A 23,520-nucleotide genomic window follows, 5' to 3' on the forward strand; every position below is an offset into this window, starting at 1 on the left:
GCGCCCCGGAGGGCCGTGGGTCCGCGGGCCGTCAGTCGACGGCCGGGACGGGTTCCGCTTCCGTGTCGGCCGGCTCGCTGTGCGCCGTCGCCTTCTTCGCCTTGCGCTTGAGGACGAGCATCGAGGTCAGGCCGATCAGCACCGCCGCGACCAGGCCCAGCCACGAGAAGCGCTTCAGCCAGGACTCCGCGACCACGCCCACGTAGTAGATGACGGCGGTCGTACCGCCCGCCCAGAGGATGCCGCCGAGGACGTTGGCGATCAGGAACTTCCAGTACGGCATCCGCAGCACGCCCGCCAGCGGGCCGGCGAAGATGCGCAGCAGGGCGACGAAGCGGCCGAAGAAGACCGCCCACATGCCCCACCTCTCGAAGGACCGCTCCGCGGTGGCGACGTGCCCCTCGCTGAAGTGCCGGGGGAACTTCCGGCCGAGCCACGCCAGCAGGGGCCGCCCGCCCTTGCGGCCGATGGCGTAGCCGATGGAGTCGCCGACGATGGCGCCGAGGCTGGCGCACGCGCCGAGGATCACCGGGTTGACGCCGGCGTGCTGGGAGGACAGCAGTGCCGCCGAGACCAGGATGATCTCGCCGGGCAGCGGGATCCCCAGGCTCTCCAGACCGATGACCAGCCCCACCACGGCGTAGACGGCCGCCGCGGGCACCGTGTCGAGCCACTCCTGGACGTGCACCGCCGGTCCCTCCCGTTCGTGACTCTGTTCGCGCTTCCGCGCCCCCCGCGCTTCCCCGTGCGCCGCGCGGGGCGTACCCGGGAAGCCTACCGGGTCGGCACCCGGCAACGACGTCCTGGCGGCCACGCCCGGCCGGAGTCGCACCAGGCCCGGATCGGATCACGGGACACGACGCGATCCGGGCGCGCCGGCGGCGAGCGGGGGTCAGCCGTTGGGGCGCAGGGTCCAGAGCACCGTCATCTCGCCGGTGACGGCGCCGTCCTGGCGCTGGATGGCGACGCTCACCGGGAACTCCGGGCGGGTGCCCGCGTCGAGTTCGGCGACGACGTCGGCGACCGGGCGGCCCAGGGTCGCGGTCGCGGTGACGGGACCGAGGGCGATCTTCTTGAACGCGATCTCGGCGTGCACCGGGAGCGGGACGGCCCGCGCGAGCTGGTCGCCGAACGCGGCCAGGACGACGGCGCCGCTGGCCGACTCGCCCAGCGTGAACATCGCGCCCGCGTGCGGCCCGCCGACGTGGTTGCGGTACTCGCTCTGGTCCGGGAGGGCCAGCACGGCCTTCTCCGGCGTGGTCTCGAGGTACTCCAGGTTCAGGGTGCGAACCATCGGCACCGTCGCGGCGAGCAACTCGCCGATCGACATCTGATCTGCGCTCATACCCAAAGGTTACCCATGAGTAGCCTGCGCTGGCCAGGTCCCTGCCGCTCCCGTCCACGGGGCGCCCGGACCCGGATTGCCGATGTGCCACCGCCCTGACGAATCCGGGGGGCCACACCGGGTCGCGGGCGGCACTAGGGTGAACGCCCATGTGGCCAGGACAGCAGCCGCCCGGGGGCGAGCAGAACCCGCACGCACAGAACAACCCCTACCAGCAGCCGGGGTACCAGCAGCCGAATCCGTATCAGCAGCCCGGTTTCCAGCAGCCCAATCCCTATGCGCAGCAACCGCAGTGGGGCGCGCCCACCTCGGTCGGCACGCCCCAGCCGCCCGGAGGCGGAGGCAGCCGGACGAAACTGGTCGCGATCCTGGCGGCCACGGCCGTGGTCGTGACGGCCGGCGTCACCGGTTTCCTGGTCCTCGGCGGGAACGAGGACGACACGGCGGACGGCGGCAAGGACAAGCAGACGGCGAGTCAGTCGCCCACCACCGCCCCGAGCGAGTCCGCGACGGGCACGGACGACAACCCGCGCGGCGGCGAGACCGAGAAGGCGACGATTCCCGGCTGGAAGGTCGTCGTGAACCCCAAGTGGGGCACCGCCTTCGACGTGCCGGCCGACTGGGCGGTCGAGTCGCCCGGCACCTTCATCGGGTTCGAGGACGAGAAGAAGGGCGACGGTTCCGTCCTCATCGGCATGTCGGCGCCCGCATACCTCAAGGAGAAGTGGTGCTCCTCCGACGCCGACAAGGACGGGCGCACCGACGACACGGCGCTGGCGGCGGCCGGCACGAAGGGCCAGGACGGCGCCAAGAACACCTCCGACGTGGCGCGCAACGACTCGGCCTGGTGGGTGTTCGGCGGCTACACCGACCAGTCGGACGCCGCCAAGAAGCTCCTCACCATCGGCAAGCCGGAGGACTACACGACGGCGTCGGGCGTCAAGGGCAGCGTCGCCACGTCGTATTCGACGGGCGTCGCGAAGAAGGGCAAGTGCGACTCCGACGGCAAGGCCACCACGTTCGCCTTCAAGAACTCGGCGGGCGACTTCGTGTCCTGGACCTTCTACGGGGCCAAGGGCGTCAAGGACGAGGTCCCCGACAAGACGGTCATGAAGATCCTCAGCACCGTGCGCCTGCACGGCGACCCGACGGAAGGGTGACGCACCCGACGGAAGGGTGACGGCCTCACGGCGGGGTGACGCCAGGTCAGCCGATGCCGAACGCGCCGTCGGGGGGCTCGGGGGACGGTACGGCGTCCGCGTCCCGCACCGGCCGCGCGTCGCCGGTGAAGTCCCTCAGCCCCGCGCCGTGTTCGACGCGGGCGGGGAAGGCGTCGGCGGCCGTGAGCCGGGTCAGGGCGGCCGTGTCGACCGGGCGATGCGCGGCGACGACCACCGCGTTGCCGAAGCGCCGGCCGCGCAGCACGGCCGGCTCGGCGATCAGCACCAGCTCTTCGAACTCGGTCGCGCAAGTGGCGAGTTGGGAGCGCAGGAAGGCGAAGGGCGCGGAGTCGGCGAGGTTGGCGAGGTACACGCCGTCCGCGCGCAGCACCCGTGCGGCCTGCCGGACGTAGTCGGCCGTGGTGAGGTGGGCCGGGATCCGGGAGCCGCCGAACACGTCGGCGACCAGCACGTCGGCGCAGTCGTCGGGGGCGGCCTCCAGCCAGGCGCGGGCGTCGGCGGCGTGCAGCGCGACGCCCGCGCCCTCGGGCAGCGGCAGGTGCTCGGCGACCAGTTCCAGCAGACCGCGGTCCGCCTCGACGACGTCCTGCCGGGAGCCGGGCCGGGTCGCGGCCACGTAGCGGGGCAGGGTGAGCGCTCCGCCGCCGAGGTGGACCACGTCCAGCGGGCGGCCCGGCTCCGCGACGATGTCGAGGACGTGCCCGAGCCGCCTGGCGTACTCGAACTCCAGGTGCTCCGGCTCGTCCAGGTCGACGTACGACTGCGGCGCCCCGTCGACCGTCAGCAGCCAGGCCCGCCTCCGGTCGACGTCGGGCATCAGCTTGGCGGTGCCGTGGTCGGTGGTCCGGGTGACGGGTATGGATTCGCTCACCGGTCCATTGTGCGGGCGGGCGAGGGCGGCGAGGGACCCGGGGAGTCGCGGGGCCGGCGCACCGCCCCCGCGGTCCTGCGGCCCCGTGGTCCCCCGGTCCCCCGGTCTCCCGGTCCCCCGCCCGGATCGGTCGCCGTCAGCCGACGGCTGTCACGGTGCCCGCCCCCACGGTCCGTCCACCCTCGCGGATCGCGAACCCGAGCCCCGGCTCCAGGGGTACCTCGCGCCCCAGCTCGACGGTCATGGTGACCTTCTCCCCGGGCCGTGCGAGGGCCGCCTCGCCGAGGTCGACGTCACCGACCACGTCCGCCGTCCGGATGTAGAACTGCGGGCGGTACCCCGTCGACACCGGTGTGCTGCGACCGCCCTCGCGCGCCGACAGCACGTACACCTGCGCCGTGAAGCGCCGCCGGGGAAGCACGCTCCCCGGCGCGGCCACCACGTGCCCGCGCCGCACCGCGTCGCGCGGCACCCCGCGCAGCAGCAGCGCCACGTTGTCCCCCGCCTGCGCCTCCCGCATGGGCTTGCCGAAGGTCTCCAGGCCGGTGACGACCGTCTCCAGCCCGGCGCCGAGCACCTCGACCCGGTCGCCGACGCGCACGGTGCCGCGCTCCACCGCGCCGGTCACCACGGTGCCCCGGCCGGTGATGGTGAGCACGTTCTCGACGGGCAGCAGGAACGGCGCGTCCAGGTACCGCTCGGGCATCGGCACGTATGTGTCCACGGCGTCGAGCAGCGCCTCCACGGCCGCCGTCCACTTCGGGTCCCCTTCCAGGGCCTTCAGCCCGGAGACCCGGACGACCGGCACCGCGTCGCCGCCGTAGCCGTGCTGGGTGAGCAGGTCGCGGACCTCCAGCTCGACCAGGTCGATGAGCTCCGCGTCCTCGCCGTCGTCGACGGCGTCGGCCTTGTTCAGGGCGACGACGATGTGGTTCACGCCCACCTGCCGGGCGAGCAGGACGTGCTCGGCGGTCTGCGGCATGATCCCGTCGAGCGCGGAGACGACGAGGATCGCCCCGTCGAGCTGCGCGGCCCCGGTGACCATGTTCTTGACGTAGTCGGCATGGCCCGGCATGTCCACGTGCGCGTAGTGCCGGGTGTCGGTCTCGTACTCGACGTGCGCGATGTTGATGGTGATGCCGCGGGCGGCCTCCTCCGGGGCGCGGTCGATGCGGTCGAACGGCACGAACGTGCCGGTGCCGCGCTCGGCCAGCACCTTGGTGATGGCGGCGGTCAGGGTGGTCTTGCCGTGGTCGACGTGGCCCATCGTGCCGATGTTCAGGTGCGGTTTGGTGCGCACGTACGCCGTCTTGGGCATGGCGGTACCTCGAAGCCTCTCAGTGCTGCTGAGCGATGGCCCCGGCCGGTTCGGACGCCGGCCGGGACGGGGACCCCGAGAAGGTGCCGACCCTCCCCCTGCGGGGTCCGCCGGACGATCCGGAGAGGGTCAGCTTCGTGCGCCGTCGAAGGCGGCCGGCGGGAGAACGGCGGCAGCCTTCGGCGCATCCGCGGCTGCGGATGCTGCGAGGGTGAAGGCGTGCCGGAACATGAGGCCGATCATCGCCGACGCGCCGCCCGGCGTCGAACGGTTTTCCCGCGGCGGCAGGCACCGCGCCCGCCGTGCCCGGACGCCCACACGCGCGACGCGGCCGTGCGCGGACACCCACGCGCACGACGTACATGAGACGGACCATACGGCGATCACACCCGTGTGTCGGTTACTGTCACCGGATGCTCGATGCCACCACCCGCTCTGGGGGCACGGCCACGGCCTCTCCCCGGGCCGCCACCGCGGAACTCGCCGTCCCCGTCGCCTTCCCCGCGGTACCGGGACGACCGGCGACCCTCCGCGCACGCGTGCTGCTGTCGCCGTGGTCGCGGCTGTCCCTGCTGGTCGCCCTGCTCGCGGCGGCCGCGTCCTGCGTGCTGCTGTTCGAGCCGCAGAGAGTGCTGACGCACGGCTGGCCGCCGCAGCTCGGCGGGACCGCGGCGGCCGTGGTGTTCGCGGTGGCGTACGGGCTGTGCACGGTCGCGTTCGTGCCGCGGCCGCTGCTGAACCTCGCCGCGGGCGCGCTCTTCGGTTCCGGACTGGGCCTCGGCACGGCGCTGACGGGCACCGTGCTCGGCGCCGGAATGGCCTTCGGCCTCGGCCGGGTGCTCGGGCAGGACGCGCTGCGCCCGCTGCTGCGCGGCCGGCTGCTGCTGGCGGCGGACGGGCAGCTGAGCCGGCACGGCTTCCGCTCGATGATGGCGGCGCGGCTGTTCCCGGGCGTGCCGTTCTGGGCCGCGAACTACTGCGCCGCCGTCTCCCGCATGGGCTGGTTCTCCTTCCTCCTCGCGACGGCGCTCGGCTCGGTCCCGAACACCGCCGCGTACGCCGTCGCCGGCGCCCGCGCCTCTGCGCCGACGTCCCCCGCCTTCCTGATCGCCATGGCGTGCATCGCCGCGCCCGCCCTGCTGGGCGCGACGGTGGCCTGGCGCAAGCGGCACCACCTGCGGCGCCGCTGAACGGCCGGGGCGGGCCGAGCGAAGTCCGCCGCGGCCGGGCAGCGCCCCGAGGGGCGCGGGGAACCGCGCGACCCGCCACGACGGCGCCGCAGCCGACCGACGGCACGACGCGGCACGCCCGGCGGAGCGGTCAGACCGCTTCCAGGATCATCGCGTTGGCGAGGCCGCCCGCCTCGCACATGGTCTGCAGGGCGTAGCGGGCGCCGCGTTCACGCATCGCGTGCACGAGAGTGGTCGTCAGCCGGGTGCCGCTCGCGCCGAGCGGATGCCCGAGGGCGATGGCGCCGCCGTGCACGTTGACCTTGCCGAGGTCGGCGCCGGTCTCCTGCTGCCAGGCCAGGACCACACTGGAGAACGCCTCGTTGACCTCGAACAGGTCGATGTCGTCGAGGGTCAGGCCGGCCCTGCGCAGCACCTTCTCCGTGGCGGGCACGACTCCGGTGAGCATCAGCAGCGGATCGGATCCGGTGACGGCGAAGCTGTGCAGACGGGCGAGCGGGCGCAGGCCGAGGCGGGCGGCGGTCTCGCCGGAGGTGACGAGCACCGCGGAGGCGCCGTCGTTGACCGGGCTGGCGTTGCCCGCGGTGACGTTCCACTCGATCTGCGGGAAGCGCTCGGCGAAGGCCGGGTCGTAGTAGGCGGGCTTGAGGCCGGCGAGGATCTCCGGGGTGCTGTCCGGGCGTACGCACTCGTCGCGGGCGACGCCGTCCAGCGGTGCGACCTCGGCGTCGAAGAGGCCCGCGGCCCAGGCCGCGGCGGCCTTCCGGTGCGAGGACACCGCGAAGGCGTCCATCTGCTCGCGCGTGAGCGACCACTTGGCGGCGATGAGTTCGGCGCTGATGCCCTGCGGGACCAGCCCCTCCGGGTAGCGCCCGGCGACGCCCGGGCCGAAGGGGTCCTTGCCGGGCGGCACGTTGGACCACATCGGCACGCGGCTCATCGACTCGACGCCGCAGGCGACGGCGATGTCGTACGCGCCGGAGATCACGCCCTGGGCGGCGAAGTGCACGGCCTGCTGGGAGGAACCGCACTGGCGGTCCACCGTGGTCGCCGGGACCGACTCCGGCAGGCCCGCCGACAGGGCGGCGTAGCGGGTGGTGTTCATGGCCTGTTCGCCGACCTGGTCGACGGCGCCGCCGATCACGTCGTCGATCAGCGCCGGGTCGACGCCCGAGCGTTCGACGAGGGTGCGCAGGGTGTGGGCGAGGAGCTCCACGGGGTGGACGTGCGCGAGGGCGCCGTTGGGCTTGCCCTTGCCGATGGGGGTGCGTACGGCTTCGACGATGACTGCGTCACGCATGCTGCGGGCCTCCGTTCGGAGCGGTCACCTGTGCGGTCACCTGAGTGCTCAGCTGTCCGGCCACCTGTCCGGCCGCCTGAGCGGTTACCTGTGAGTAGGAAATCCGGACTCACCATAGCCAGTAGGGTTGGAAAAACAAACCCTGTGAGTTCGAAATCCCAACCCTGATCTCGCCGCACTTAGACTGGAGGCCATGGCCGCCACCAAAGACCCGCGCCCCTGCTCCATCGCCGACGCCCTGGCGCTGGTCGGCGAGAAGTACTCCCTGCTGGTCCTGCGGGAGGTCTGCCTGGGCAACGGCCGGTTCGACCAGCTGGTGCGCAACATCGGCGCCCCGCGCGACGTCCTGGCCACCCGGCTGCGCCGGCTCGTCGACGCCGGGATCCTCGCCAAGCGCGTCTACAGCGAGCGGCCGCAGCGTTTCGAGTACGTGCCCACCCAGGCGGGGATCGACCTGGAGCCGGTGCTGATGACCCTCATGGCGTGGGGCGACCGCCACCTCCGCCAGGACGGCGACCGCCCCATGGTGCTCGAACACGTCTGCGGTGACGAGCTGATCCCGGTCGTCACCTGCCGGTCCTGCGGCGAGACGGTGCGCCACGAGGACCTCACCGCCCACCCGCAGGCGCCCGGCTGGACGGTGGCGGGCCCGTCCGCGGCCTGAGCGGCCGTCAGGCCCGCGCGGTCACCAGGGGTGCGCCGCCAGGTACTCGGCGATCCGCGCCCGCTCCCACACGCCGTCGGCCACCACGATCCGGTAGCGGCGGGTGAGAGACTCGCCGGGCGGGAGCTCCAGTTCGTCGTAGAAGGCCCACGACGGGGCGACCGCGGCGAAGGGCTCGTTGCGCACGAACCAGTGGGCGGGGTGGGCGCCGCGGGCACCGAGGTGGTCGTTGCCGGGAGCGTGCGCGAAGACCAGGGTCGCGTGGCCGTCGGCGCCGTCGTGCTCGCCGGAGAAGGCGAGCCACGGCGCCTGCTCGCCCATGAGACCGGGACCCTCGGCGTCGGGGCCGATGATCCGCCCGCCCCGGAAGGCGCGCGGTCCGCGCCAGAACAGGCCCGTGTAGCCCGCCAGTTCACGTCCCGCCGTGGTCGGGCTGCCGAACCGCAGCGGCTCGCGGCGGCGGTTGGTGATGACACTCGTCCAGGTCAGGGCCCAGGAGCCCGACTCCGGTTCGACGTCGTGCACCTCGATCCGGCGCTCCTCGTCCGCCCACAGGTCACCGCCGTGCGGGTGCCAGGTCAGCCGTTCGGCGATCACCGCCCGGCCGTCGTGCGCGGCGACCTCGTCGAAGGCGACGTGCGCCATGGAGCCTACGCGCTGGGGGAGTTCGAGGTACCCCTCGCCGTGCACGTAGGAGTTGCCGCCCCACAGGTTGGCGCCCGACAGGTGCGACGCCGTCAGCTGCAGGCCCTTGTGCCAGCGGTGGTCGCTCGGCCGGTAGCCGGTGACCACGTCGCCCGCCAGGGTCCGCAGCGGGTGGATGTACGGCTTGGGGGCTTCCCAGGCGGCCTCCGGGGCGTAGACGTAGCTCAACAGCTCCACGCCGGCGGCCGGTTCGGCGACGGTGATCCGGTCGCCGTGGGTGTGGACGACGCGCGGGCCGGTCACGGTGGGCATGGGCGTGATCAGCACTCCTCGGGAACGGCGAACCGGCGAGGAGTGTCAGCAAGCGCTTTCCCCCTCCGCTGCAACGTAAGCGCCGCCCCCGCCGCAGGTCAACACCCCCGCAGCCGGGCCGGCACCCCCTCCGCCCGAGCGGCCCCGTCGCCCCGCGCCTCCGTCCGATCGAGCCCCGCACCTCCGTCCGACCGAGCCCAGCACCTCCGCCCGATCGAGCCCAGCACCTCCGTCCGACCGAGCCCAGCACCTCCGCCCGACCGAGCCCCGCACCTCCGTCCGATCGAGCCCAGCACATTCGTCCGTCGAGCCCCTGTGCGAGGGCTGTCGTTCCGGGACGCTAGGCTGCCCTGGACGCACGTGATCACCGCGCCCGGGGCGCGGTGTGCCCGAAACCTGCCCGAATTCCCGCGCCGCGATCAGCACTTGGACCCGCTTCCTCCATGTCTTGGTTTGAATCCCTCATCCTCGGACTCGTCCAGGGGCTGACCGAGTTCCTTCCCGTCTCCTCCAGCGCGCACCTGCGGCTGACCGCCGCCTTCTCCGGCTGGAAGGACCCGGGTGCGGCGTTCACGGCGATCACCCAGATCGGCACGGAGGCCGCCGTGCTCATCTACTTCCGCAAGGACATCGGGCGGATCATCTGGGCCTGGGCGCGCTCGCTCACCAGCAAGGCGATGCGCGAGGACCACGACGCGCAGATGGGCTGGCTGGTGATCGTCGGCTCGATCCCGATCGGCGTGCTCGGCCTGCTGTTCAAGGACCAGATCGAGGGGCCGTTCCGTGATCTGCGGATCACCGCGACGATGCTGATCGTCGTCGGCGTGGTGATCGGCGTCGCCGACCGGCTGGCGGCGCGCGACGAGAACGGCGGCCGGCACCGCGCGCCCAAGCAGCGCAAGACGCTCGACGACCTGCGGGTGAAGGACGGCCTGATCTTCGGCATATGCCAGTCGATGGCGCTGATCCCGGGCGTTTCCCGCTCCGGCGCCACCATCAGCGGCGGGCTGTTCATGGGCTACCGGCGCGAGGCGGCGGCCCGGTACTCCTTCCTGCTCGCCATTCCGGCGGTGCTCGCCTCCGGCCTCTTCGAGCTCAAGGACGCGATGGAGAGCGACCATGTCTCCTGGGGTCCGACCCTCTTCGCCACGGTGATCGCCTTCGCCTCCGGGTACGCCGTCATCGCCTGGTTCATGAAGTTCATCTCCACCAGGAGCTTCATGCCGTTCGTCTGGTACCGCGTCGTGCTCGGCATCGTCATCATCGCCCTGGTGGCGGCGGGCGTGCTGAGCCCGCACGCGGCGGAGTCGGCCGGCTGACCCGCCGGCGCCGCGCGTCCGGCGGCCGGCAGAACAGCGCTAACGCGCCGACGCGCGCCGTGCCGCACACCACCTGGCCACCGGCGCACGCCACCCCGCACGGCCCATCGCGCCATTCCCCCCACTCCCCTGCCGCGAGCGCCTGACCAGCACCGCTGTCCTGGACGCCGCACGATTCAGCCACCGCAGGGTTGGCCGGACTCAAACGGACGACCGAGAATTCGTGACGAAATGCATACGGGATGCGTAGCCGCCCGGTAGCGCAGTGTCAGTTCTTGCCCCTAGGCTGGGGCGCATGTCCCCCGAATCCGTGACCCCTGGTTCCGTGCGGTCTGCTGCCGAGGTCAACGAGCAGATCCGTGCCCTGTGGATGCGCGCGGGCGGCTCCCTGTCGGCCCAGGAGCGCGCGGAGTACGAGTTGCTGGTCGTCGAGTGGGCGGCCGCGATCCGGGCCGACGTCATCGAAGCGGCCTGACGCCAGAGGAGAAGAAGGGGACCGGCAGATCCCGTGCGGCACCTCGATCGCGTTCCGGCCCGCCGCGGCGTCGTGGTCTTCCTCAACGGCACGTCCAGTTCGGGCAAGTCCACCATCGCGGCCGAGCTGCTGCGGATCCTCGACGAGCCGTACTTCCACATGCCGGTCGACGCGTTCCATGCGATGCGCTCGCCGGTCCCGCTCCCGCCGGACGAGCTGGACTGCGACACCGGCCTTCTCACGCCCGGCGAGTGCGCCGCACGCATCAAGGAGTTCCTGACCGACCGCCCCCGGCCGACCGCCTTCGAACAGCTTCTGACCGGCGGAGACGGTCAGTAGCCGCTGCCCCCGCCACAGCTGTGACCGCCGTCCGATGCCGCCCTCCCGCTTGGCCCGGGGGCCGGTGTGTCCGACACTGGGGCGATGACGCAGCGTGTGGAGCTCGCGGCCTTACTGGACCGGGTGGCCGTGGACGAGCTGGTCACCGACTACGCGGTGGCCGTGGACGACGGTGACTGGGCGGCCTACCGGAAGCTGTTCGCGCCCGGCGGGCGGGCGGACTACCGCTCGGCCGGCGGCATCGAGGGGGACGTGGGGACGGTCGCCGAGTGGCTCGCGGAGAGCATGCGGCTGTTCCCGGTGCGGCAGCATCTGATCGTCAACCGCCGGATACGCTTCGGGGTCCTGGAGCAGGACACCGGCGACACGGCCCGGGTGCGGGCCGACTACGTCAACCCGATGCGGTTCACGGCGGACGGCGGGAGTTCCTCCGCACCCGACCTGGTGTGCGGCGGCCGGTACGACTTCGCGCTGCTGCGCACCTCCGACGGCTGGCGGCTGACCGAGGTGGTCGTACGGGAGAAGTGGCGCCGCCTGCCCGCACGGCCCGCGGCTCCCGGGACCGCCGACTGAGCCGGAAGTCCCCTGTCACAGATCATCGGATGCCCGCACACTGGAGTCATCACTGGGTAGAGAGGCGCCATATGAAGATCTTCGGTCGATGGCGGACCTCCCCCTGGCGGACCTCCCCCTGGCGGACCTCCCGCTGGCGGTCCTCCCCCTGGCGCCGTTCGGTGATGGCGGCTCTGGCCGGCGCCCTGGCCCTGTTCGCGTTTCCCGCGCCCTCGCTGTGGTGGTTCGCCTACGTGGCCCTGGTCCCGTGGATCCTGCTCGTCCGGTCCGCCCCGACCGGGCGGCGCGCGGCCTGGGACGGCTGGTGGGGCGGGTTCGGCTTCCTGGTGGCCGTGCACCACTGGCTGCTGCCGAGCCTGCACGTGTTCATCTTCCTGATCGCCCTGCTGCTGGGTGCTCTGTGGGCGCCCTGGGGCTGGCTGGTGCACCGGCTCCTGGGCGGGGCGCCCGGTCCGGCCCGGGTGTCGGCCGCCCTGCTGGTGCTGCCGTCGGGCTGGCTGATGGTGGAGCTGGTCCGCTCCTGGCAGGGACTGGGCGGACCGTGGGGCATGCTCGGCTCGAGCCAGTGGCAGGTGGCGCCGGCGCTGCGGCTGGCGTCGGTCGGCGGGGTGTGGCTGCTCAGCTTCCTGGTGGTCGCGGTGAACGTCGCGGTCGCCGTGCTGGTGTCGGTCCGTGCCGCGCGGGTGCCCGCGGTGGCCGGCCTCCTCGCGACCGCCGTGGCGGCCTCCGCGGCCTGGGTGTGGTCGCCGCGCCCCCGCACCGACGGCCGGGTCCGGATAGCCGTCGTCCAGCCCGGCGTCATGGACGGCGCCGACCAGCGCTTCGCACGCGAGGAAGCGCTCACCCGCCGGCTCGCCGGACAGGACGTCGACCTGATCGTGTGGGGCGAGAGCAGCGTCGGCTACGACCTCGCCGCCCGGCCCGACCTGGCGCGCAGGATCGCGGCGCTGGCGCGCGAGACCCGCGCCGACATCCTGGTCAACGTGGACGCCCGCCGCTCCGACAAGCCCGGCATCTACAAGAGTTCGGTGCTCGTCGGCCCGGACGGCCTCACCGGCGAACGCTACGACAAGATGCGGCTGGTGCCCTTCGGCGAGTACATCCCCGCCCGTTCCCTGCTCGGCTGGGCGACCTCGGTGGGCAAGGCGGCGGGTGAGGACCGCAGGCGCGGCACCGAGCAGGTGGTGATGAACGTCGGGCACGGGCTGCGGGTCGGTCCGATGGTCTGCTTCGAGTCCGCGTTCCCCGACATGAGCCGCCACCTCGCCCGGGACGGCGCCGAGGTGCTCGTCGCGCAGTCGGCCACGTCGACGTTCCAGCACAGCTGGGCCCCCGAGCAGCACGCCTCGCTGGCCGCGCTGCGCGCCGCGGAGACCGGCCGCCCGATGGTGCACGCCACCCTGACGGGCGTCTCCGCGGTCTACGGGCCGAGCGGGCAGCGCATCGGCCCGTGGCTGGGCACCGGCGCCCACACCACGCACGTGTACGACGTGCCGCTGGCGCACGGCGTCACCCCGTACGCCCGCCACGGGGACTGGGCGGTGCGCGGCGCGATCCTGGTGCTGGGCGTCTGGTGCGCGGCGGAGGGCCTGCGCGGGGTCCGGCTCAGGCGCTCGGCTCCAGCACCGCGAGTACCACCCGCTCGCACAGTTCGTGAGTCTCCAGCGCATCACGGGCACTGAGCACCTTGCCCGTCCGCACCGCGTCGAGGAAGGCGAGCGCGGCCTGCTCGATGCCGCGCTGCCGGGCCACCGGCACCCAGTCGCCGCGCCGCCGCACGGTGGGCTGGCCCTTGTGGTCGATCACCTCGGCGAGGTTGAGCACCTGCCGCTTGGTGTCCTGCCCGGACACCTCGAGGATCTCCTCCGCCGAGCCGCTGAGCCGGTTCATCACGCCGAGCGCGGTGAAGCCGTCCCCGGCCAGCGTCAGCACGACGTGGTGCAGCAGCCCGTCCTCGACACGGGCGCGCACGGTGACGTCGTCCACGGGGCCGGGCACCAGGAAGCGCAGCGTGTCCACGACGTGGATGAAGTCGTCGAGGATCATCGAGCGCGGCTCCTCCGGCAGCCCGATCCGGTTCTTCTGCATGAGGATCAGATCGCGCGGGTGCTCGGCGCACTGCGCGTACCCGGGGGCGTAACGCCGGTTGAAGCCGACGGCGAGGCTGACGTTCCGCTCCTCGGCGAGCTCCACCAGCCGCTCGGACTCGGCCAGTTCGTAGGCGAGCGGCTTGTCGACGTACGTCGGCACGCCGGCCTGCAGCAGCCGGGCGACTATCTCGGGGTGGGCGACGGTCGGCGCGTGCACGAAGGCGGCGTCGAGGCCCTGGGCGAGCAGGGTGTCGAGGTCGCGGTGGCGCTGCCCGGGCGGCAGGTGGAGGCTGTCGCCGACCCGGTCGAGCGTGGCGGGCGTACGGGTCTGCACGTGCAGTTCCACGCCGGGCAGCACGCCGAGCACGGGCAGGTAGGCCTTCTGCGCGATGTCGCCGAGTCCGATGCAGCCGACCTTCACGGCCCTACCTCCCGCAGTTGCCGACGGTGCCTGCCCGGAAGCATACGGGGGGCGCGGGCCGGGGGTTCCGGCGGAGTCCGCGCGCACCTCCGCGCGCCGAAAACTCCTGGCGGCGTCGGCGTCGCCGGGCGAGGATGCCGGTCATGACGACCGAGCGCAGCGAACCCGCGACCACCGCCGACGAACGCACCATGCTGGAGGGCTGGCTGGACTACCACCGGCAGACCCTCGCGTGGAAGTGCGAGGGCCTGACCGACGCCCAGCTCAGAACCCCCGCGGTGGAGCCGTCCACGCTGTCCCTGCTGGGGCTGGTCCGGCACATGGCCGAGGTGGAGCGGTCCTGGTTCCGCAGGGTCATGGCCGACGAGCCGGACGACGTCGCGGGGCCGCTGTACTACAGCGACGAGGACCCGGACGGCGACTTCCACGTCACCGACGCGGACACCTGGCAGGAGGCGTACACCGTCTGGCAGGGCGAGATCGAGGCGGCCCGGCGCCACGCGGCCGGCTTCCGCCTGGACGAGGTGTCCAAGGGCCGGCACCGGCGCACCGGCGAGCGGTACAACCTGCGCTGGATCTACACCCACATGATCGAGGAGTACGCGCGGCACAACGGGCACGCCGACCTGCTCCGCGAGCGCCTCGACGGCGCGACCGGCGAGTGACGTCACCCTCGGCCCGGCCCGGACCTCCGTACGGGGGCGGAGATCACCCGTGCGGGGCATACCGCGCCGGTCCGGTGTCCGCGGGCGCGCGGAATTCGACATCGTGGCGCGGGTGCATCGAACGACGATCACCGCAACGTTCCTGGTCACCGCGGCCGTCTCGGCTCTCGCCGGCTGTGTGACGGTCCAGCGTCCGCCCGCGTCCGGGCCGCCGGCGGCGCCGCGCCCGGAGCCGCGGACCGTGCAGGCGCCGGCCCGGGAGGCACTGGCGACGACCGCCCCGTCCCGCCCGGCCCGGACACCGGAACGGTCCCGGCCGGCGCCGGAGCGGCCGGCGGCCCCGACGCCGCCCCGGCAGCCGTCACGGCAGCGCCCCCCGGTCCCCCGCGCCGACCCCCAGGGGCCGGCGCACCCGGCACGTCCCCGCGTCGAGCCCCCGGCCGTACCCGTCCCGGCTCCCGCGAAGAAGGCGGACGTGTGCGCCCTGGGCCGCAGGTACGGCGGCTGGCGTGCGGACAGTCCGGAGACCGCCATCTGCGAGCGGACCTACGGCCACTGACCGGGCCGCCCCGCGCCCGAGGACCCTCGCCTCGCAGCCGGGAAGGCGCGGCCCCGGACCCTAGGGCCGCGGTCGCGGCTGCCCCCACGTCTCCGGGCCGGAGCCGGGGGAACCGTCCTCCCCCAGGCGCAGCTCCAGCCGGCTGATAGCCGCCCGGACGCCCTCGCCGTAGCCGTCGTCCGCCAGCGCCTCGGCCGCCCCGCGGGCCAGGCGCAGATGGGTGCGGGCCGGTCCGCCGCGTCCGAGCTTGACGTAGTCGGCGGCGAGGTTGAGGTGCAGGGAAGGGTAGAGGGCCCGCACCGCGGGCGCGTGCTCGTGCCGGGGCCCGTGCCGGGGCCCCTGCTCGTGCTCGGCGAGGCGCTCGTCGGTGAGTTCCTCCGCTGCCGTGAGCGCCCGCAGGTCCCAGGCCAGTTCGTCCGCAGGGTCGTCCTGGGCGTCGGCCATGTAGTGCGCGAGCGTGCAGCGGTGCAGCGGGTCGCCGTCCTCGCCGATCTCGGCCCACAGCCGCAGGTAGCGGTGGCGGGCCTCCTCGCGGTCGCCCGCGTGGTGCAGCATGACGACCTGCCCGATCCGCGTCATCACGGCGTCCGGCACCGCCCGCTCCTGTCGCTCCGCCACCGTGTCCTCCGCGCGCTCGTCGTCCGGTCCTCCGACGCTAACGCCTGCCCGGCGGATCGCGCGGAATCGGCGGCACGGCACGCCCCTCCCCGCCGCCCGGCCCGGCGACGGGACCGTCCCACGGGTGCGGAACGGTCCACGGGCGGCGGGACCGAGCCACAGGTGGCCGGAGGGGCCCACGGGTGGCGGGAGGGGCCCAGGGGTGTGGGCCCGTCCCGCCCGATGCCGGTTCCGTGGCGGTCAGCCCAGGTCGGGGATCGTCCAGTCGATCGGGGCGTGGCCCTGCCGCGCGACCGCCTCGTTGATCTGCGTGAACGGACGGGAGCCGAAGAACTTCTTCGCCGACAGCGGCGAGGGGTGGGCGCCCTTGACCACGATGTGCCGGGTCTCGTCGATCAGCGGGAGCTTCTTCTGCGCGTAGTTGCCCCACAGCACGAAGACCGCCGGGTCGGGCCGGCCGGCCACCGCGCGGATGACCGCGTCGGTGAACTTCTCCCAGCCGCGGCCCTTGTGCGAGTTGGCCTCGCCGGCCCGGACCGTGAGCACCGCGTTGAGCAGCAGCACGCCCTGCTCGGCCCACGGCATCAGGTAGCCGTTGTCCGGGATCGGCGTGCCCAGCTCCTCGTGCATCTCCTTGTAGATGTTGCGCAGCGACGGCGGGATCTTCACGCCGGGACGCACCGAGAAGCACAGCCCGTGCCCCTGGCCCTCGCCGTGGTAGGGGTCCTGGCCCAGGACGAGGACCTTCACCGCGTCGTACGGCGTCGCGTCGAGGGCGGCGAAGACCTCCTCCCGCGGAGGGTAGACGGGACCCTTCGCCCGCTCCTCCTCGACGAACTCCGTCAGCTCCTTGAAGTAGGGCTGCTGCAGTTCGTCACCCAGGACGCCGCGCCAGGACTCGGGCAGCATGGCGATGTCGGTCACGTCAACTTCCTTACGGTGTGCGGTCGTTTCCAGGTCTCAGAACCTACAGGCGGCCACTGACAATCAGCCCGCCGACCGCACGGCCGGCTCCTACCAGCTGGTCTTGCGGTACAGCGCCCACATCATCATGATCGTCGACGGGTCGAGCGCCCGCTCCGCACCGGAGATGTCGTCGCTGGCGGCCACGTACTGGCGGCCCTGCCAGATGGGCAGCAGCCGGGCGTCGTTCACCAGGATCTGCTGGGCCTCCTCGAACTCCTTGACCACCTCGGCCCGGTTGCTCTCGCTGCGGGACTGCGGGAGCAGCTTGCCGGTGATCTCGGGGGCCGGGTAGGGCGTGCCGAGCGCGTTCTGGGCGCCGACGAAGGGCGCGATGAAGTTGTCCGGGTCGGGGAAGTCGGGGAACCAGCCGCGCCCGAACACCGGGTACTCGCCGTTCTGGTAGCCGGTCACGTACGTCTTCCAGGGCCGGCTCTTGAGGGTGACCGTGAACAGGCCGGAGTCGTCCAGCTGCCGCTTGATCTCCTCGAACTCCAGCTTGGTGGAGGAGCCGTAGCGGTCGGTGGTGTACCAGAGGGTGAGCGGGACGCGCTGGGTGATGCCCGCCTCGGTGAGGATCTTGCGGGCCTTCGCGGGGCTGGGGCTGCCGTAGTCGTCGAAGAAGCCGGTGGTGTGCCCGGTCAGGCCCTTGGGGACCATGGAGTACAGCGGCTCGACGGTGTCCCGGTAGACCTTGTGCGCGATCGCGCCACGGTCGATGACCTGGGCGATGGCCTGGCGGACGGCGAGCTTGCCGGCCCACGGGTCCTTCGGGTTGAACACCAGGTAGTTGATCTCGGTGCCGGCGCCGTCGATGAGCTGGAGCGCGCCGTCGTTGTCGTGCCGTTGCAGGTTGACTATGTCGTCGGCGTTGAGGCCGCGGAAGGCGACGTCGAGCTTGCCCGCTCTGAGCTCCTTGACCATCTCGGCGGAGTCCTGGAAGTAGCGGATGGTCACCGCGCTGTTCTTCCGGTCGGCGTAGCCCTTGTAGTTGCCGTTCCGGGCGAGGACGGCCTTCTTGCCGTCCTCGTAGGACTGCAGCGTGTACGGCCCCGACCCGAAGACCTTGCCGTCCTTGCGCAGGGAGTCGGCCGGGTACTCCTCGGGGTCGACGATGGACATGGCGGGCGTGGCGAGCACGAACGGGAAGGTCGCGTCCGGCTTGTTGAGGTGGAAGACGACTTCCCTGTCGCCCAGCGCCTGGACCCGGTCGAGGCTGCCCAGCAGGCCCTCGGGACCGCCGTTGACCTTGATGGTCCTGATCCGGTCGATCGAGTACTTGACCGCCTTGGCGTCCAGCGCGTGCCCGTCGGAGAACTTCAGCCCGTCACGCAGCTCACAGCTGTACGTGGTGTTCGAGCGGTCCGTGAAGCGGCAGTGGTCGGCCGCGTCGGGCTGCGGGGTGGTCGCGCCCTCGGGGTAGCTGAGGAGCGTTTGGTAGATGTTGCGGAACAGCTCCCAGGAACTGTCCCAGGACGCGGCGGGGTCCAGGGTGCTGGGGGCGCTGGTCGTCCCGACGACGATGGGGCCCTTGTCGTCGGAGGAGCCCGACGAGAGAACGCCACACCCGGCCACCAGGGACGACATGGACGCGATGGCCGCCACCTTCCGCAGGCATCGGTTCCGGTTGAACACGCGCACGCTCCTCGATCTGCCGTACCAAGGGTTGGCAGACCATACCGCAGCCCCACGCCGGCTGAACCTGCCCGTCCACGGCCCGCTTGATCAGCGCGCTTTTGACGACGTTGTCAGGGGTTTGTGATCTTTCTGTACGCCGAAACGGGCGCCGCTTTCGTGCAACGGCGCCCGTTTGAAGGTGTTTCGCGTCAGGCGACGCCGGCGTTCAGGAAGATGCCGCCGTCGACGACCAGCGTCTGGCCGGTGATCCAGTCGGACTGCTCGGAGGTGAGGAACGCGGCCGCGCCGCCGATGTCGGACGGCACGCCGAGCCGGCCCAGCGGGTAGGCGGCGGCAGCCTCCGCTTCCCGGCCCTCGTACAGGGCTTCCGCGAACTTGGTCTTCACCACGGCCGGGGCGATCGCGTTGACCCGCACCTTCGGCGCGAACTCGTGCGCCAGCTGCTGGGTCAGGTTGATCATCGCGGCCTTGCTGACGCCGTACGCGCCGATGAACGGCGAGGGCGCGAGACCGGCGACGGAGGCGATGTTGACGATGGCGCCGCCGTTGTCCTTCTGCCAGGCGTGCCAGGTCTTCTGCGCGAAGCCGAGCGCCGAGATGACGTTGGTCTCGAACACCTTGCGGGCGACGCCGAGGTCGAGGTCGGCGATCGGGCCGAAGACCGGGTTGGTGCCGGCGTTGTTGACCAGGTAGTCGACGCGGCCGAAGGCCTCCATGGTGCGCGCGACGGCCTCGCCCTGGTGGTCGAGGTCGTGCGCCTTGCCCGCGACGCCGATGACCCGGTCGGCGCCGAGCTTGTCGACGGCCTCCTTCAGGGCCTCCTCGTTGCGCCCGGTGATGCACACGCGGTCGCCGCGCGCGACGAGCGCCTCGGCGATGCCGTAACCGATGCCGCGGCTGGCGCCCGTGACGAGGGCGACCTTGCCGGAGAGTTCTGCAGTCATGTTCCCCTGCCCCTAGTCGAGTGGTCCGCCGGCGACGTACAGCACCTGGCCGGAGACAAAGCCGGCCGCCTCGCCCGTGAAGAAGGCGATGGCGTTGGCGATGTCGTCCGGCTCGCCGACCCGTGCCACGGGGATCTGCGTGGCGGCCGCGGCCTTGAAGTCCTCGAAGCCCATCCCGACGCGGTCGGCGGTGGCCTTGGTCATCTCGGTGGCGATGAAGCCGGGCGCGACCGCGTTGGCGGTGACGCCGAACTTGCCGAGCTCCTTGGCCAGGGTCTTGGTGAAGCCCTGCAGACCGGCCTTGGCGGCGGAGTAGTTGACCTGGCCGCGGTTGCCGAGCGCGGAGGACGACGACAGGTTGACGATGCGTCCGAAGTTCGCGTCGACCATGTGCTTCTGGCACGCCCGGGACATCAGGAAGGCGCCGCGCAGGTGCACGTTCATGACGGTGTCCCAGTCCGAGACGCTCATCTTGAACAGCAGGTTGTCGCGCAGCACGCCGGCGTTGTTGACGAGGATCGTCGGCGCGCCGAGCTCCTCGGCGATGCGCGCGACGGCGGCCTCGACCTGCGCCTCGTCGGAGACGTCGCAGCCGACGGCGATCGCCCTGCCGCCCGCCGCGGTGATCTTCTCGACGGTGTCCTTGCAGGCGGCCTCGTCGAGGTCGATCACGGCGACCGCGCGACCCTCGGCGGCCAGTCGTACGGCGGTGGCGGCCCCGATGCCGCGCGCTCCGCCGGTGACCACGGCGACCCGCTGCTCAGTGGTGGACATTGCTGCTTCTCCTCGCCCTTGAGAAAGTACGCCCGCTTGGTGAGCGACCGCTTAGTACCTTCGGCAGACGTGACGCTAGAAGCCCTGGCACTCGGTGTCAACGCCACACGAGGCGGGTGTGATCCATTACCTCACCAGCAGCTCGAGCAACCGTTCCGCCTCCGCCGCCGGATCGGCGGTGAGCCCAGTGTGCACCGGTCCGGGCTGGACGACCGTGGAACGCGGCGCGATCAGCCAGCGGAAGCGCCGCCCGGCGTCGTCGCCCGCGGCCTGCCCCGCCGCGTCGCCGCCGCCGCACACGCCCTCCACCGCCCGCAGGGCCGCCCGGACGCCGGCCACGTCGGCGTCCGGGTCGAGCGCGAGCAGCCTCGCTTCGTCCAGATGGGTGCGGGCGCCGATGTAGGAGCGGGCCCGGCAGTACACGAGCACCCCGGCGTTGACGCATTCGCCGCGCTCGATGCGGGGGACGACGCGCAGCAGGGCGTACTCGAAGACGTCCCGGTCGCCGCCCTGCCCGGCCCGGGTGATGTGGCGCTCGGTCACGTGACCGGCCATGTGGATGTGCCGCTCGCTCACTTGCCCTCCTCGATGCCGGTCACGCGCTCGTGGACGACGGCGGCCCGGGCGAGCAGGGGCCGCGCGTAGGCCCGTCTGAGCTCGTCGGGGGTGGCGAAGCCGGGCTCGTCGGTGAGCCAGGCGTCCGGGATCTCCGCGGTCACCTCGGCCAGCAGGTCCTCGGTGACGCGGGGGGCCAGGTCGGCGGCGGCGCCCGCGACGTCGGGGCGGAAGCGGGCGAGCGCGTGGTCGGAGGCGTCGTAGGGGCGGGCCGCGGAGGCATCGGCGGAGGGCCAGTTGTGGTGCCAGATCATGGTGGCGCCGTGGTCGATGAGCCACAGCTCGCCGTGCCACATCAGCAGGTTGGGGTTGCGCCAGGAGCGGTCGACGTTGTTCACCAGCGCGTCGAACCAGACGATCCGCCCGGCCTCCTCGGCGCTCACGGCGAAGGCGAGCGGGTCGAATCCCAGGGCGCCGGAGAGGAAGTCCATGCCGAGGTTGGTGCCGCCGCTGGAGCGCAGCAGGTCCTGCACCTGTTGCTCGGGCTCGCCGAGCCCCAGCACCGGGTCGAGGTCGATCGTCACCAGCCGGGGCGTGCGCAGGCCCAGCCTGCGGGCGAGTTCGCCGCAGACGACCTCGGCGACCAGCGTCTTGCGGCCCTGCCCCGCGCCGGTGAACTTCATGACGTAGGTCCCGAAGTCGTCCGCCTCGACGAGCCCCGGCAGTGAACCGCCCTCGCGCAACGGCGTGATGTAACGGGTCGCGCTGACTTCCTTGAGCATCGCCCCAGGTTACTGGCCTACGGCGAAGCGATGTCCCGGATCGCCGCCCCGGGCTCGCCTCCCCGTGGTCCGCGGCCGGTTCGATCCCGGGTTCGGCTGAACAACCCCTGCCGTTCGGCCGTACCTCTGTGCGGATCACCAAGTCGCATGAAGGGAACGTCAGCATGACCAGCGAACCGCTTCATCCCGTTCCGGGACCCGCCCGGCGTACCGTCGTGGCGGCGGTGGGCGCGGCGGGACTCGCCGTCGCGCTGACCGCGTGCGGGTCGGACGACGACGCCTCGGGCTCCTCCGGCACCCAGGCCGGCGCGAACACGGGCGGCGACGCCGCGGGCGGTGGCTCGGCGTCCGAGTCGGCGTCCGGCTCCGCGTCGGGCTCCGGCGGAACCGTCCTGGCGAAGACCGCGGACATCCCCGAAGGCGGCGGGAAGATCTTCAAGGACCAGGGGGTGGTGGTCACCCAGCCCGCGGCCGGCACGTTCAAGGCGTTCTCGGCCAAGTGCACGCACCAGGGCTGCGCGGTGAGCAGCATCGCCGACGGCGTCATCGTCTGCCCGTGTCACAAGAGCGAGTTCTCCGTCGCCGACGGCAGCGTCAAGAAGGGCCCGGCGACCCAGGCGCTGCCCGCCGAGCAGATCACCGTCAGCGGGGACTCGATCACGCTGGGGTGATCCGGCGGCGCCGGGGCCCGCGGAAGCAGCCCAGCACCTCGTCCGTGGTGACGATCGTGGCGACCAGGGCGAGGGTGTGGCGGATCATCGCGGGGGTGTAGTCGGAGGGCACCCCCGCGATGGCGTCGCGGGGCACGACGGCGGTGTAGCCGAGGTTGACGGCGTCGAAGACGGCGTTGGGGATCGCCACGTTGGCGGAGACGCCGGTGACGACGAGGGTGCGGCAGCCGAGGTTGCGCAGCAGGGCGTCGACGTCGGTGCCCTGGATCGGGGACAGCCCGTGCAGCCGCCGTACGACGAAGTCCTGCTCGGTGACCTCGATCGGGGCGGCCACGCGGACCGCGGTGGTGCCGGACAGCTGCTGGACGGGGAGTTTCCCGGCGGCGCGGAAGAGGCGGGCGTTGCGGCTCGCGCCCCGGCCGTCGGGGCGGCGTTCGGCGATCGCGTGGACGACCTGGACGCCGGCGGCGTGCGCGGCGGCCACCAGCCGGGCGACGTTGGCGAGGGCGCCGGAGGCGCGTGCCTCCCGGGCGAGTTCGGGCAGGGCGCTGTCGGGGCCGACGACGCCCTGCTGGCACTCCACGGTGAGCAGCACGGTGGTCGCCGGATCGAGGAGTTCGCCGATCTGTTCGTAGGACGGCACGGGTCCCCCTGGTCACCGACGGTGGGAGCGGGCGAGACTAGTCGGCATTGCGCACGGAGGGAAGACGGCTCATCCTTTTCTGACGTGATGTCAGAGGATCACGGGTTCCTCTGGCACGACGTGAGAGAAGAGGTGGGCGCATGACCGTCACGCAGCGCCGGGGCCGGAAGATCATGATGACGTCCGGCGAGCTGGACGAGTTCCTCACCACCCAGCGCACCTGCCGGGTCGCCACCGTCTCGGCGGACGGCGCTCCGCACGTGAGCACCCTGTGGTTCGCCTGGGACGGCACGTCGATGTGGCTGTACTCGGTGGTGCGCAGCAAGCGCTGGAGCGATCTGCGCCGCGATCCCCGGGTCGCGATCGTGGTGGACACGGGCGAGGAGTACGACGAGCTGCGGGGCGTGGAGCTGTCCGGGTCCGTGGAGTTCGTGGGCGAGATCCCGCGCACCGGTGAGCTGTGCGCCGAACTCGACGTGCCGGAGACGCTGTTCGCCCGCAAGAACTTCGGCATGGAGGAGATACCGCACGACGGCCGACACGCCTGGATGCGGCTGACGCCCGCGAAGACGGTGTCCTGGGACTTCCGCAAGCTGGGGTCGCGGTAGCCGACGCCGCCGTCCGCGGTGCACCCCGGCGCCCGCCGCTCACCGTCCGCGGTGCGG

At 72.5% G+C, this 23,520-nt stretch carries 26 protein-coding genes and 1 pseudogene; 12 read left to right on the forward strand and 15 right to left on the reverse strand.

The window, feature by feature from the left end; all coding sequences use genetic code 11:
- Window positions 1-31: 31 nt before the first annotated feature.
- Window positions 32-688 carry a DedA family protein gene (locus tag ACZ5GT_RS20210; RefSeq protein ID WP_469026061.1) on the reverse strand — a complete coding sequence of 219 codons (657 nt, stop codon included), beginning with the start codon at window positions 686-688 and terminating at the stop codon, window positions 32-34.
- A gap of 204 nt (window positions 689-892) precedes the next feature.
- Window positions 893-1,330, reverse strand: a complete 438-nt coding sequence (locus ACZ5GT_RS20215) for a DUF4442 domain-containing protein (protein ID WP_398283750.1) — start codon at window positions 1,328-1,330, stop codon at window positions 893-895.
- 164 nt (window positions 1,331-1,494) lie between these two features.
- On the opposite strand from ACZ5GT_RS20215, the gene ACZ5GT_RS20220 reads away from it, so the two are divergent.
- Window positions 1,495-2,505, forward strand: coding sequence for a DUF8017 domain-containing protein (locus ACZ5GT_RS20220; protein WP_469026066.1), 1,011 nt, complete (start codon window positions 1,495-1,497; stop codon window positions 2,503-2,505).
- Window positions 2,506-2,551: 46 nt separating this feature from the next.
- Here the strand turns inward: ACZ5GT_RS20220 and ACZ5GT_RS20225 are convergent, their stop codons facing one another.
- Window positions 2,552-3,397: a spermidine synthase gene (locus ACZ5GT_RS20225; RefSeq protein WP_469026072.1), complete on the reverse strand. Its 846-nt coding sequence runs from the start codon at window positions 3,395-3,397 to the stop codon at window positions 2,552-2,554.
- 136 nt (window positions 3,398-3,533) lie between these two features.
- The gene (gene tuf, locus ACZ5GT_RS20230) at window positions 3,534-4,715 is read right to left on the reverse strand and encodes an elongation factor Tu (RefSeq protein ID WP_469026076.1); all 1,182 of its coding nucleotides are present in this window, start codon (window positions 4,713-4,715) and stop codon (window positions 3,534-3,536) included.
- 413 nt (window positions 4,716-5,128) lie between these two features.
- Here tuf and ACZ5GT_RS20235 point away from each other — a divergent pair, with 413 nt between their 5' ends.
- Window positions 5,129-5,905 carry a TVP38/TMEM64 family protein gene (locus ACZ5GT_RS20235; RefSeq protein ID WP_469026081.1) on the forward strand — a complete coding sequence of 259 codons (777 nt, stop codon included), beginning with the start codon at window positions 5,129-5,131 and terminating at the stop codon, window positions 5,903-5,905.
- A 130-nt stretch (window positions 5,906-6,035) separates the two neighbouring features.
- On the opposite strand, the gene ACZ5GT_RS20240 is transcribed toward ACZ5GT_RS20235, so the two are convergent.
- Entirely contained in the window at window positions 6,036-7,205 is a 1,170-nt protein-coding gene (locus ACZ5GT_RS20240) for a thiolase family protein (RefSeq protein ID WP_469026087.1), read from the reverse strand.
- A 193-nt stretch (window positions 7,206-7,398) separates the two neighbouring features.
- Between ACZ5GT_RS20240 and ACZ5GT_RS20245 the strand changes: the two genes are divergently transcribed.
- Window positions 7,399-7,869 carry a winged helix-turn-helix transcriptional regulator gene (locus ACZ5GT_RS20245; RefSeq protein WP_469026094.1) on the forward strand — a complete coding sequence of 157 codons (471 nt, stop codon included), beginning with the start codon at window positions 7,399-7,401 and terminating at the stop codon, window positions 7,867-7,869.
- Between the two features lie 21 nt (window positions 7,870-7,890).
- Here ACZ5GT_RS20245 and ACZ5GT_RS20250 read toward each other — a convergent pair whose 3' ends face one another.
- On the reverse strand, window positions 7,891-8,826 hold the full coding sequence (locus ACZ5GT_RS20250; protein WP_469026101.1) for a DUF6807 domain-containing protein: 936 nt from the start codon (window positions 8,824-8,826) through the stop codon (window positions 7,891-7,893).
- A 443-nt stretch (window positions 8,827-9,269) separates the two neighbouring features.
- Between ACZ5GT_RS20250 and ACZ5GT_RS20255 the strand changes: the two genes are divergently transcribed.
- The 5 genes and pseudogenes from ACZ5GT_RS20255 (at window position 9,270) to lnt (ending at window position 13,214) form a co-directional block, all read left to right on the forward strand.
- Window positions 9,270-10,145, forward strand: coding sequence for an undecaprenyl-diphosphate phosphatase (locus ACZ5GT_RS20255; RefSeq protein WP_469026108.1), 876 nt, complete (start codon window positions 9,270-9,272; stop codon window positions 10,143-10,145).
- Between the two features lie 295 nt (window positions 10,146-10,440).
- Complete coding sequence (locus tag ACZ5GT_RS20260) at window positions 10,441-10,620, forward strand: hypothetical protein (RefSeq protein WP_469026116.1); 180 nt, start codon at window positions 10,441-10,443, stop codon at window positions 10,618-10,620.
- Between the two features lie 33 nt (window positions 10,621-10,653).
- Window positions 10,654-10,842 (forward strand): annotated as a pseudogene (locus tag ACZ5GT_RS20265) (phosphotransferase-like protein); the annotation flags it as partial.
- A gap of 201 nt (window positions 10,843-11,043) precedes the next feature.
- On the forward strand, window positions 11,044-11,532 hold the full coding sequence (locus ACZ5GT_RS20270) for a nuclear transport factor 2 family protein (RefSeq protein WP_469026123.1): 489 nt from the start codon (window positions 11,044-11,046) through the stop codon (window positions 11,530-11,532).
- Window positions 11,533-11,696: 164 nt separating this feature from the next.
- The gene (lnt, locus tag ACZ5GT_RS20275) at window positions 11,697-13,214 is read left to right on the forward strand and encodes an apolipoprotein N-acyltransferase (protein WP_469026390.1); all 1,518 of its coding nucleotides are present in this window, start codon (window positions 11,697-11,699) and stop codon (window positions 13,212-13,214) included.
- Here lnt and ACZ5GT_RS20280 read toward each other — a convergent pair.
- Complete coding sequence (locus ACZ5GT_RS20280; RefSeq protein ID WP_469026129.1) at window positions 13,138-14,043, reverse strand: Gfo/Idh/MocA family protein; 906 nt, start codon at window positions 14,041-14,043, stop codon at window positions 13,138-13,140. The two genes, lnt and ACZ5GT_RS20280, sit on opposite strands and share 77 nt — an antisense overlap.
- Window positions 14,044-14,186: 143 nt before the next feature.
- On the opposite strand from ACZ5GT_RS20280, the gene ACZ5GT_RS20285 reads away from it, so the two are divergent.
- Together ACZ5GT_RS20285 and ACZ5GT_RS20290 are read left to right on the forward strand one after the other, a co-directional pair.
- A complete protein-coding gene (locus ACZ5GT_RS20285) occupies window positions 14,187-14,708 on the forward strand; it encodes a DinB family protein (RefSeq protein ID WP_469026137.1) in 522 nt (173 codons plus the stop codon).
- A 112-nt stretch (window positions 14,709-14,820) separates the two neighbouring features.
- Entirely contained in the window at window positions 14,821-15,267 is a 447-nt protein-coding gene (locus tag ACZ5GT_RS20290) for a hypothetical protein (RefSeq protein ID WP_469026144.1), read from the forward strand.
- 60 nt (window positions 15,268-15,327) lie between these two features.
- On the opposite strand, the gene ACZ5GT_RS20295 is transcribed toward ACZ5GT_RS20290, so the two are convergent.
- From ACZ5GT_RS20295 to ACZ5GT_RS20325, 7 genes are all read right to left on the reverse strand, one after another.
- Entirely contained in the window at window positions 15,328-15,885 is a 558-nt protein-coding gene (locus ACZ5GT_RS20295; protein ID WP_469026149.1) for a hypothetical protein, read from the reverse strand.
- Between the two features lie 240 nt (window positions 15,886-16,125).
- A complete protein-coding gene (gene ung / locus ACZ5GT_RS20300; RefSeq protein WP_469026155.1) occupies window positions 16,126-16,809 on the reverse strand; it encodes a uracil-DNA glycosylase in 684 nt (227 codons plus the stop codon).
- A gap of 90 nt (window positions 16,810-16,899) precedes the next feature.
- A complete protein-coding gene (locus ACZ5GT_RS20305; protein ID WP_469026160.1) occupies window positions 16,900-18,483 on the reverse strand; it encodes an ABC transporter substrate-binding protein in 1,584 nt (527 codons plus the stop codon).
- Between the two features lie 191 nt (window positions 18,484-18,674).
- Entirely contained in the window at window positions 18,675-19,430 is a 756-nt protein-coding gene (locus tag ACZ5GT_RS20310) for an SDR family oxidoreductase (protein ID WP_469026165.1), read from the reverse strand.
- Between the two features lie 12 nt (window positions 19,431-19,442).
- Window positions 19,443-20,204 (reverse strand): 3-oxoacyl-ACP reductase FabG, encoded by a 762-nt coding sequence (fabG, locus tag ACZ5GT_RS20315; protein ID WP_469026169.1) that lies wholly within the window; start codon window positions 20,202-20,204, stop codon window positions 19,443-19,445.
- Between the two features lie 126 nt (window positions 20,205-20,330).
- Window positions 20,331-20,759 (reverse strand): DUF3037 domain-containing protein, encoded by a 429-nt coding sequence (locus ACZ5GT_RS20320; protein WP_469026396.1) that lies wholly within the window; start codon window positions 20,757-20,759, stop codon window positions 20,331-20,333.
- 17 nt (window positions 20,760-20,776) lie between these two features.
- Window positions 20,777-21,541, reverse strand: coding sequence for a HipA family kinase (locus ACZ5GT_RS20325; RefSeq protein ID WP_469026176.1), 765 nt, complete (start codon window positions 21,539-21,541; stop codon window positions 20,777-20,779).
- Between the two features lie 164 nt (window positions 21,542-21,705).
- Between ACZ5GT_RS20325 and ACZ5GT_RS20330 the strand changes: the two genes are divergently transcribed.
- Window positions 21,706-22,212, forward strand: coding sequence for a Rieske (2Fe-2S) protein (locus ACZ5GT_RS20330; protein ID WP_469026183.1), 507 nt, complete (start codon window positions 21,706-21,708; stop codon window positions 22,210-22,212).
- Here ACZ5GT_RS20330 and ACZ5GT_RS20335 read toward each other — a convergent pair.
- Window positions 22,199-22,855, reverse strand: a complete 657-nt coding sequence (locus tag ACZ5GT_RS20335; RefSeq protein ID WP_469026188.1) for an isochorismatase family protein — start codon at window positions 22,853-22,855, stop codon at window positions 22,199-22,201. The two genes, ACZ5GT_RS20330 and ACZ5GT_RS20335, sit on opposite strands and share 14 nt — an antisense overlap.
- 140 nt (window positions 22,856-22,995) lie before the next feature.
- Between ACZ5GT_RS20335 and ACZ5GT_RS20340 the strand changes: the two genes are divergently transcribed.
- Window positions 22,996-23,463, forward strand: a complete 468-nt coding sequence (locus tag ACZ5GT_RS20340; RefSeq protein ID WP_469026191.1) for a pyridoxamine 5'-phosphate oxidase family protein — start codon at window positions 22,996-22,998, stop codon at window positions 23,461-23,463.
- Window positions 23,464-23,520: the final 57 nt, after the last annotated feature.

It is taken from the genome of Streptomyces sp. NPDC031340 (assembly GCF_055569945.1).

Bases quoted from the DNA above. Each gene is read 5' to 3' on its own strand.
- ACZ5GT_RS20240 (WP_469026087.1), bottom strand. From the start codon at position 7,205: ATGCGTGACGCAGTCATCGTCGAAGCCGTACGCACCCCCATCGGCAAG.
- ACZ5GT_RS20215 (WP_398283750.1), bottom strand. From the start codon at position 1,330: ATGTCGATCGGCGAGTTGCTCGCCGCGACGGTGCCGATGGTTCGCACC.
- ACZ5GT_RS20220 (WP_469026066.1), top strand. From the start codon at position 1,495: ATGTGGCCAGGACAGCAGCCGCCCGGGGGCGAGCAGAACCCGCACGCA.
- ACZ5GT_RS20270 (WP_469026123.1), top strand. From the start codon at position 11,044: ATGACGCAGCGTGTGGAGCTCGCGGCCTTACTGGACCGGGTGGCCGTG.
- ACZ5GT_RS20330 (WP_469026183.1), top strand. From the start codon at position 21,706: ATGACCAGCGAACCGCTTCATCCCGTTCCGGGACCCGCCCGGCGTACC.
- ACZ5GT_RS20235 (WP_469026081.1), top strand. From the start codon at position 5,129: ATGCTCGATGCCACCACCCGCTCTGGGGGCACGGCCACGGCCTCTCCC.
- ACZ5GT_RS20325 (WP_469026176.1), bottom strand. From the start codon at position 21,541: ATGCTCAAGGAAGTCAGCGCGACCCGTTACATCACGCCGTTGCGCGAG.
- ACZ5GT_RS20260 (WP_469026116.1), top strand. From the start codon at position 10,441: ATGTCCCCCGAATCCGTGACCCCTGGTTCCGTGCGGTCTGCTGCCGAG.
- ACZ5GT_RS20285 (WP_469026137.1), top strand. From the start codon at position 14,187: ATGACGACCGAGCGCAGCGAACCCGCGACCACCGCCGACGAACGCACC.
- ACZ5GT_RS20310 (WP_469026165.1), bottom strand. From the start codon at position 19,430: ATGACTGCAGAACTCTCCGGCAAGGTCGCCCTCGTCACGGGCGCCAGC.
- ACZ5GT_RS20340 (WP_469026191.1), top strand. From the start codon at position 22,996: ATGACCGTCACGCAGCGCCGGGGCCGGAAGATCATGATGACGTCCGGC.
- ACZ5GT_RS20320 (WP_469026396.1), bottom strand. From the start codon at position 20,759: ATGGCCGGTCACGTGACCGAGCGCCACATCACCCGGGCCGGGCAGGGC.
- lnt (WP_469026390.1), top strand. From the start codon at position 11,697: ATGGCGGCTCTGGCCGGCGCCCTGGCCCTGTTCGCGTTTCCCGCGCCC.
- tuf (WP_469026076.1), bottom strand. From the start codon at position 4,715: ATGCCCAAGACGGCGTACGTGCGCACCAAACCGCACCTGAACATCGGC.
- fabG (WP_469026169.1), bottom strand. From the start codon at position 20,204: ATGTCCACCACTGAGCAGCGGGTCGCCGTGGTCACCGGCGGAGCGCGC.
- ACZ5GT_RS20245 (WP_469026094.1), top strand. From the start codon at position 7,399: ATGGCCGCCACCAAAGACCCGCGCCCCTGCTCCATCGCCGACGCCCTG.
- ACZ5GT_RS20255 (WP_469026108.1), top strand. From the start codon at position 9,270: ATGTCTTGGTTTGAATCCCTCATCCTCGGACTCGTCCAGGGGCTGACC.
- ACZ5GT_RS20250 (WP_469026101.1), bottom strand. From the start codon at position 8,826: ATGCCCACCGTGACCGGCCCGCGCGTCGTCCACACCCACGGCGACCGG.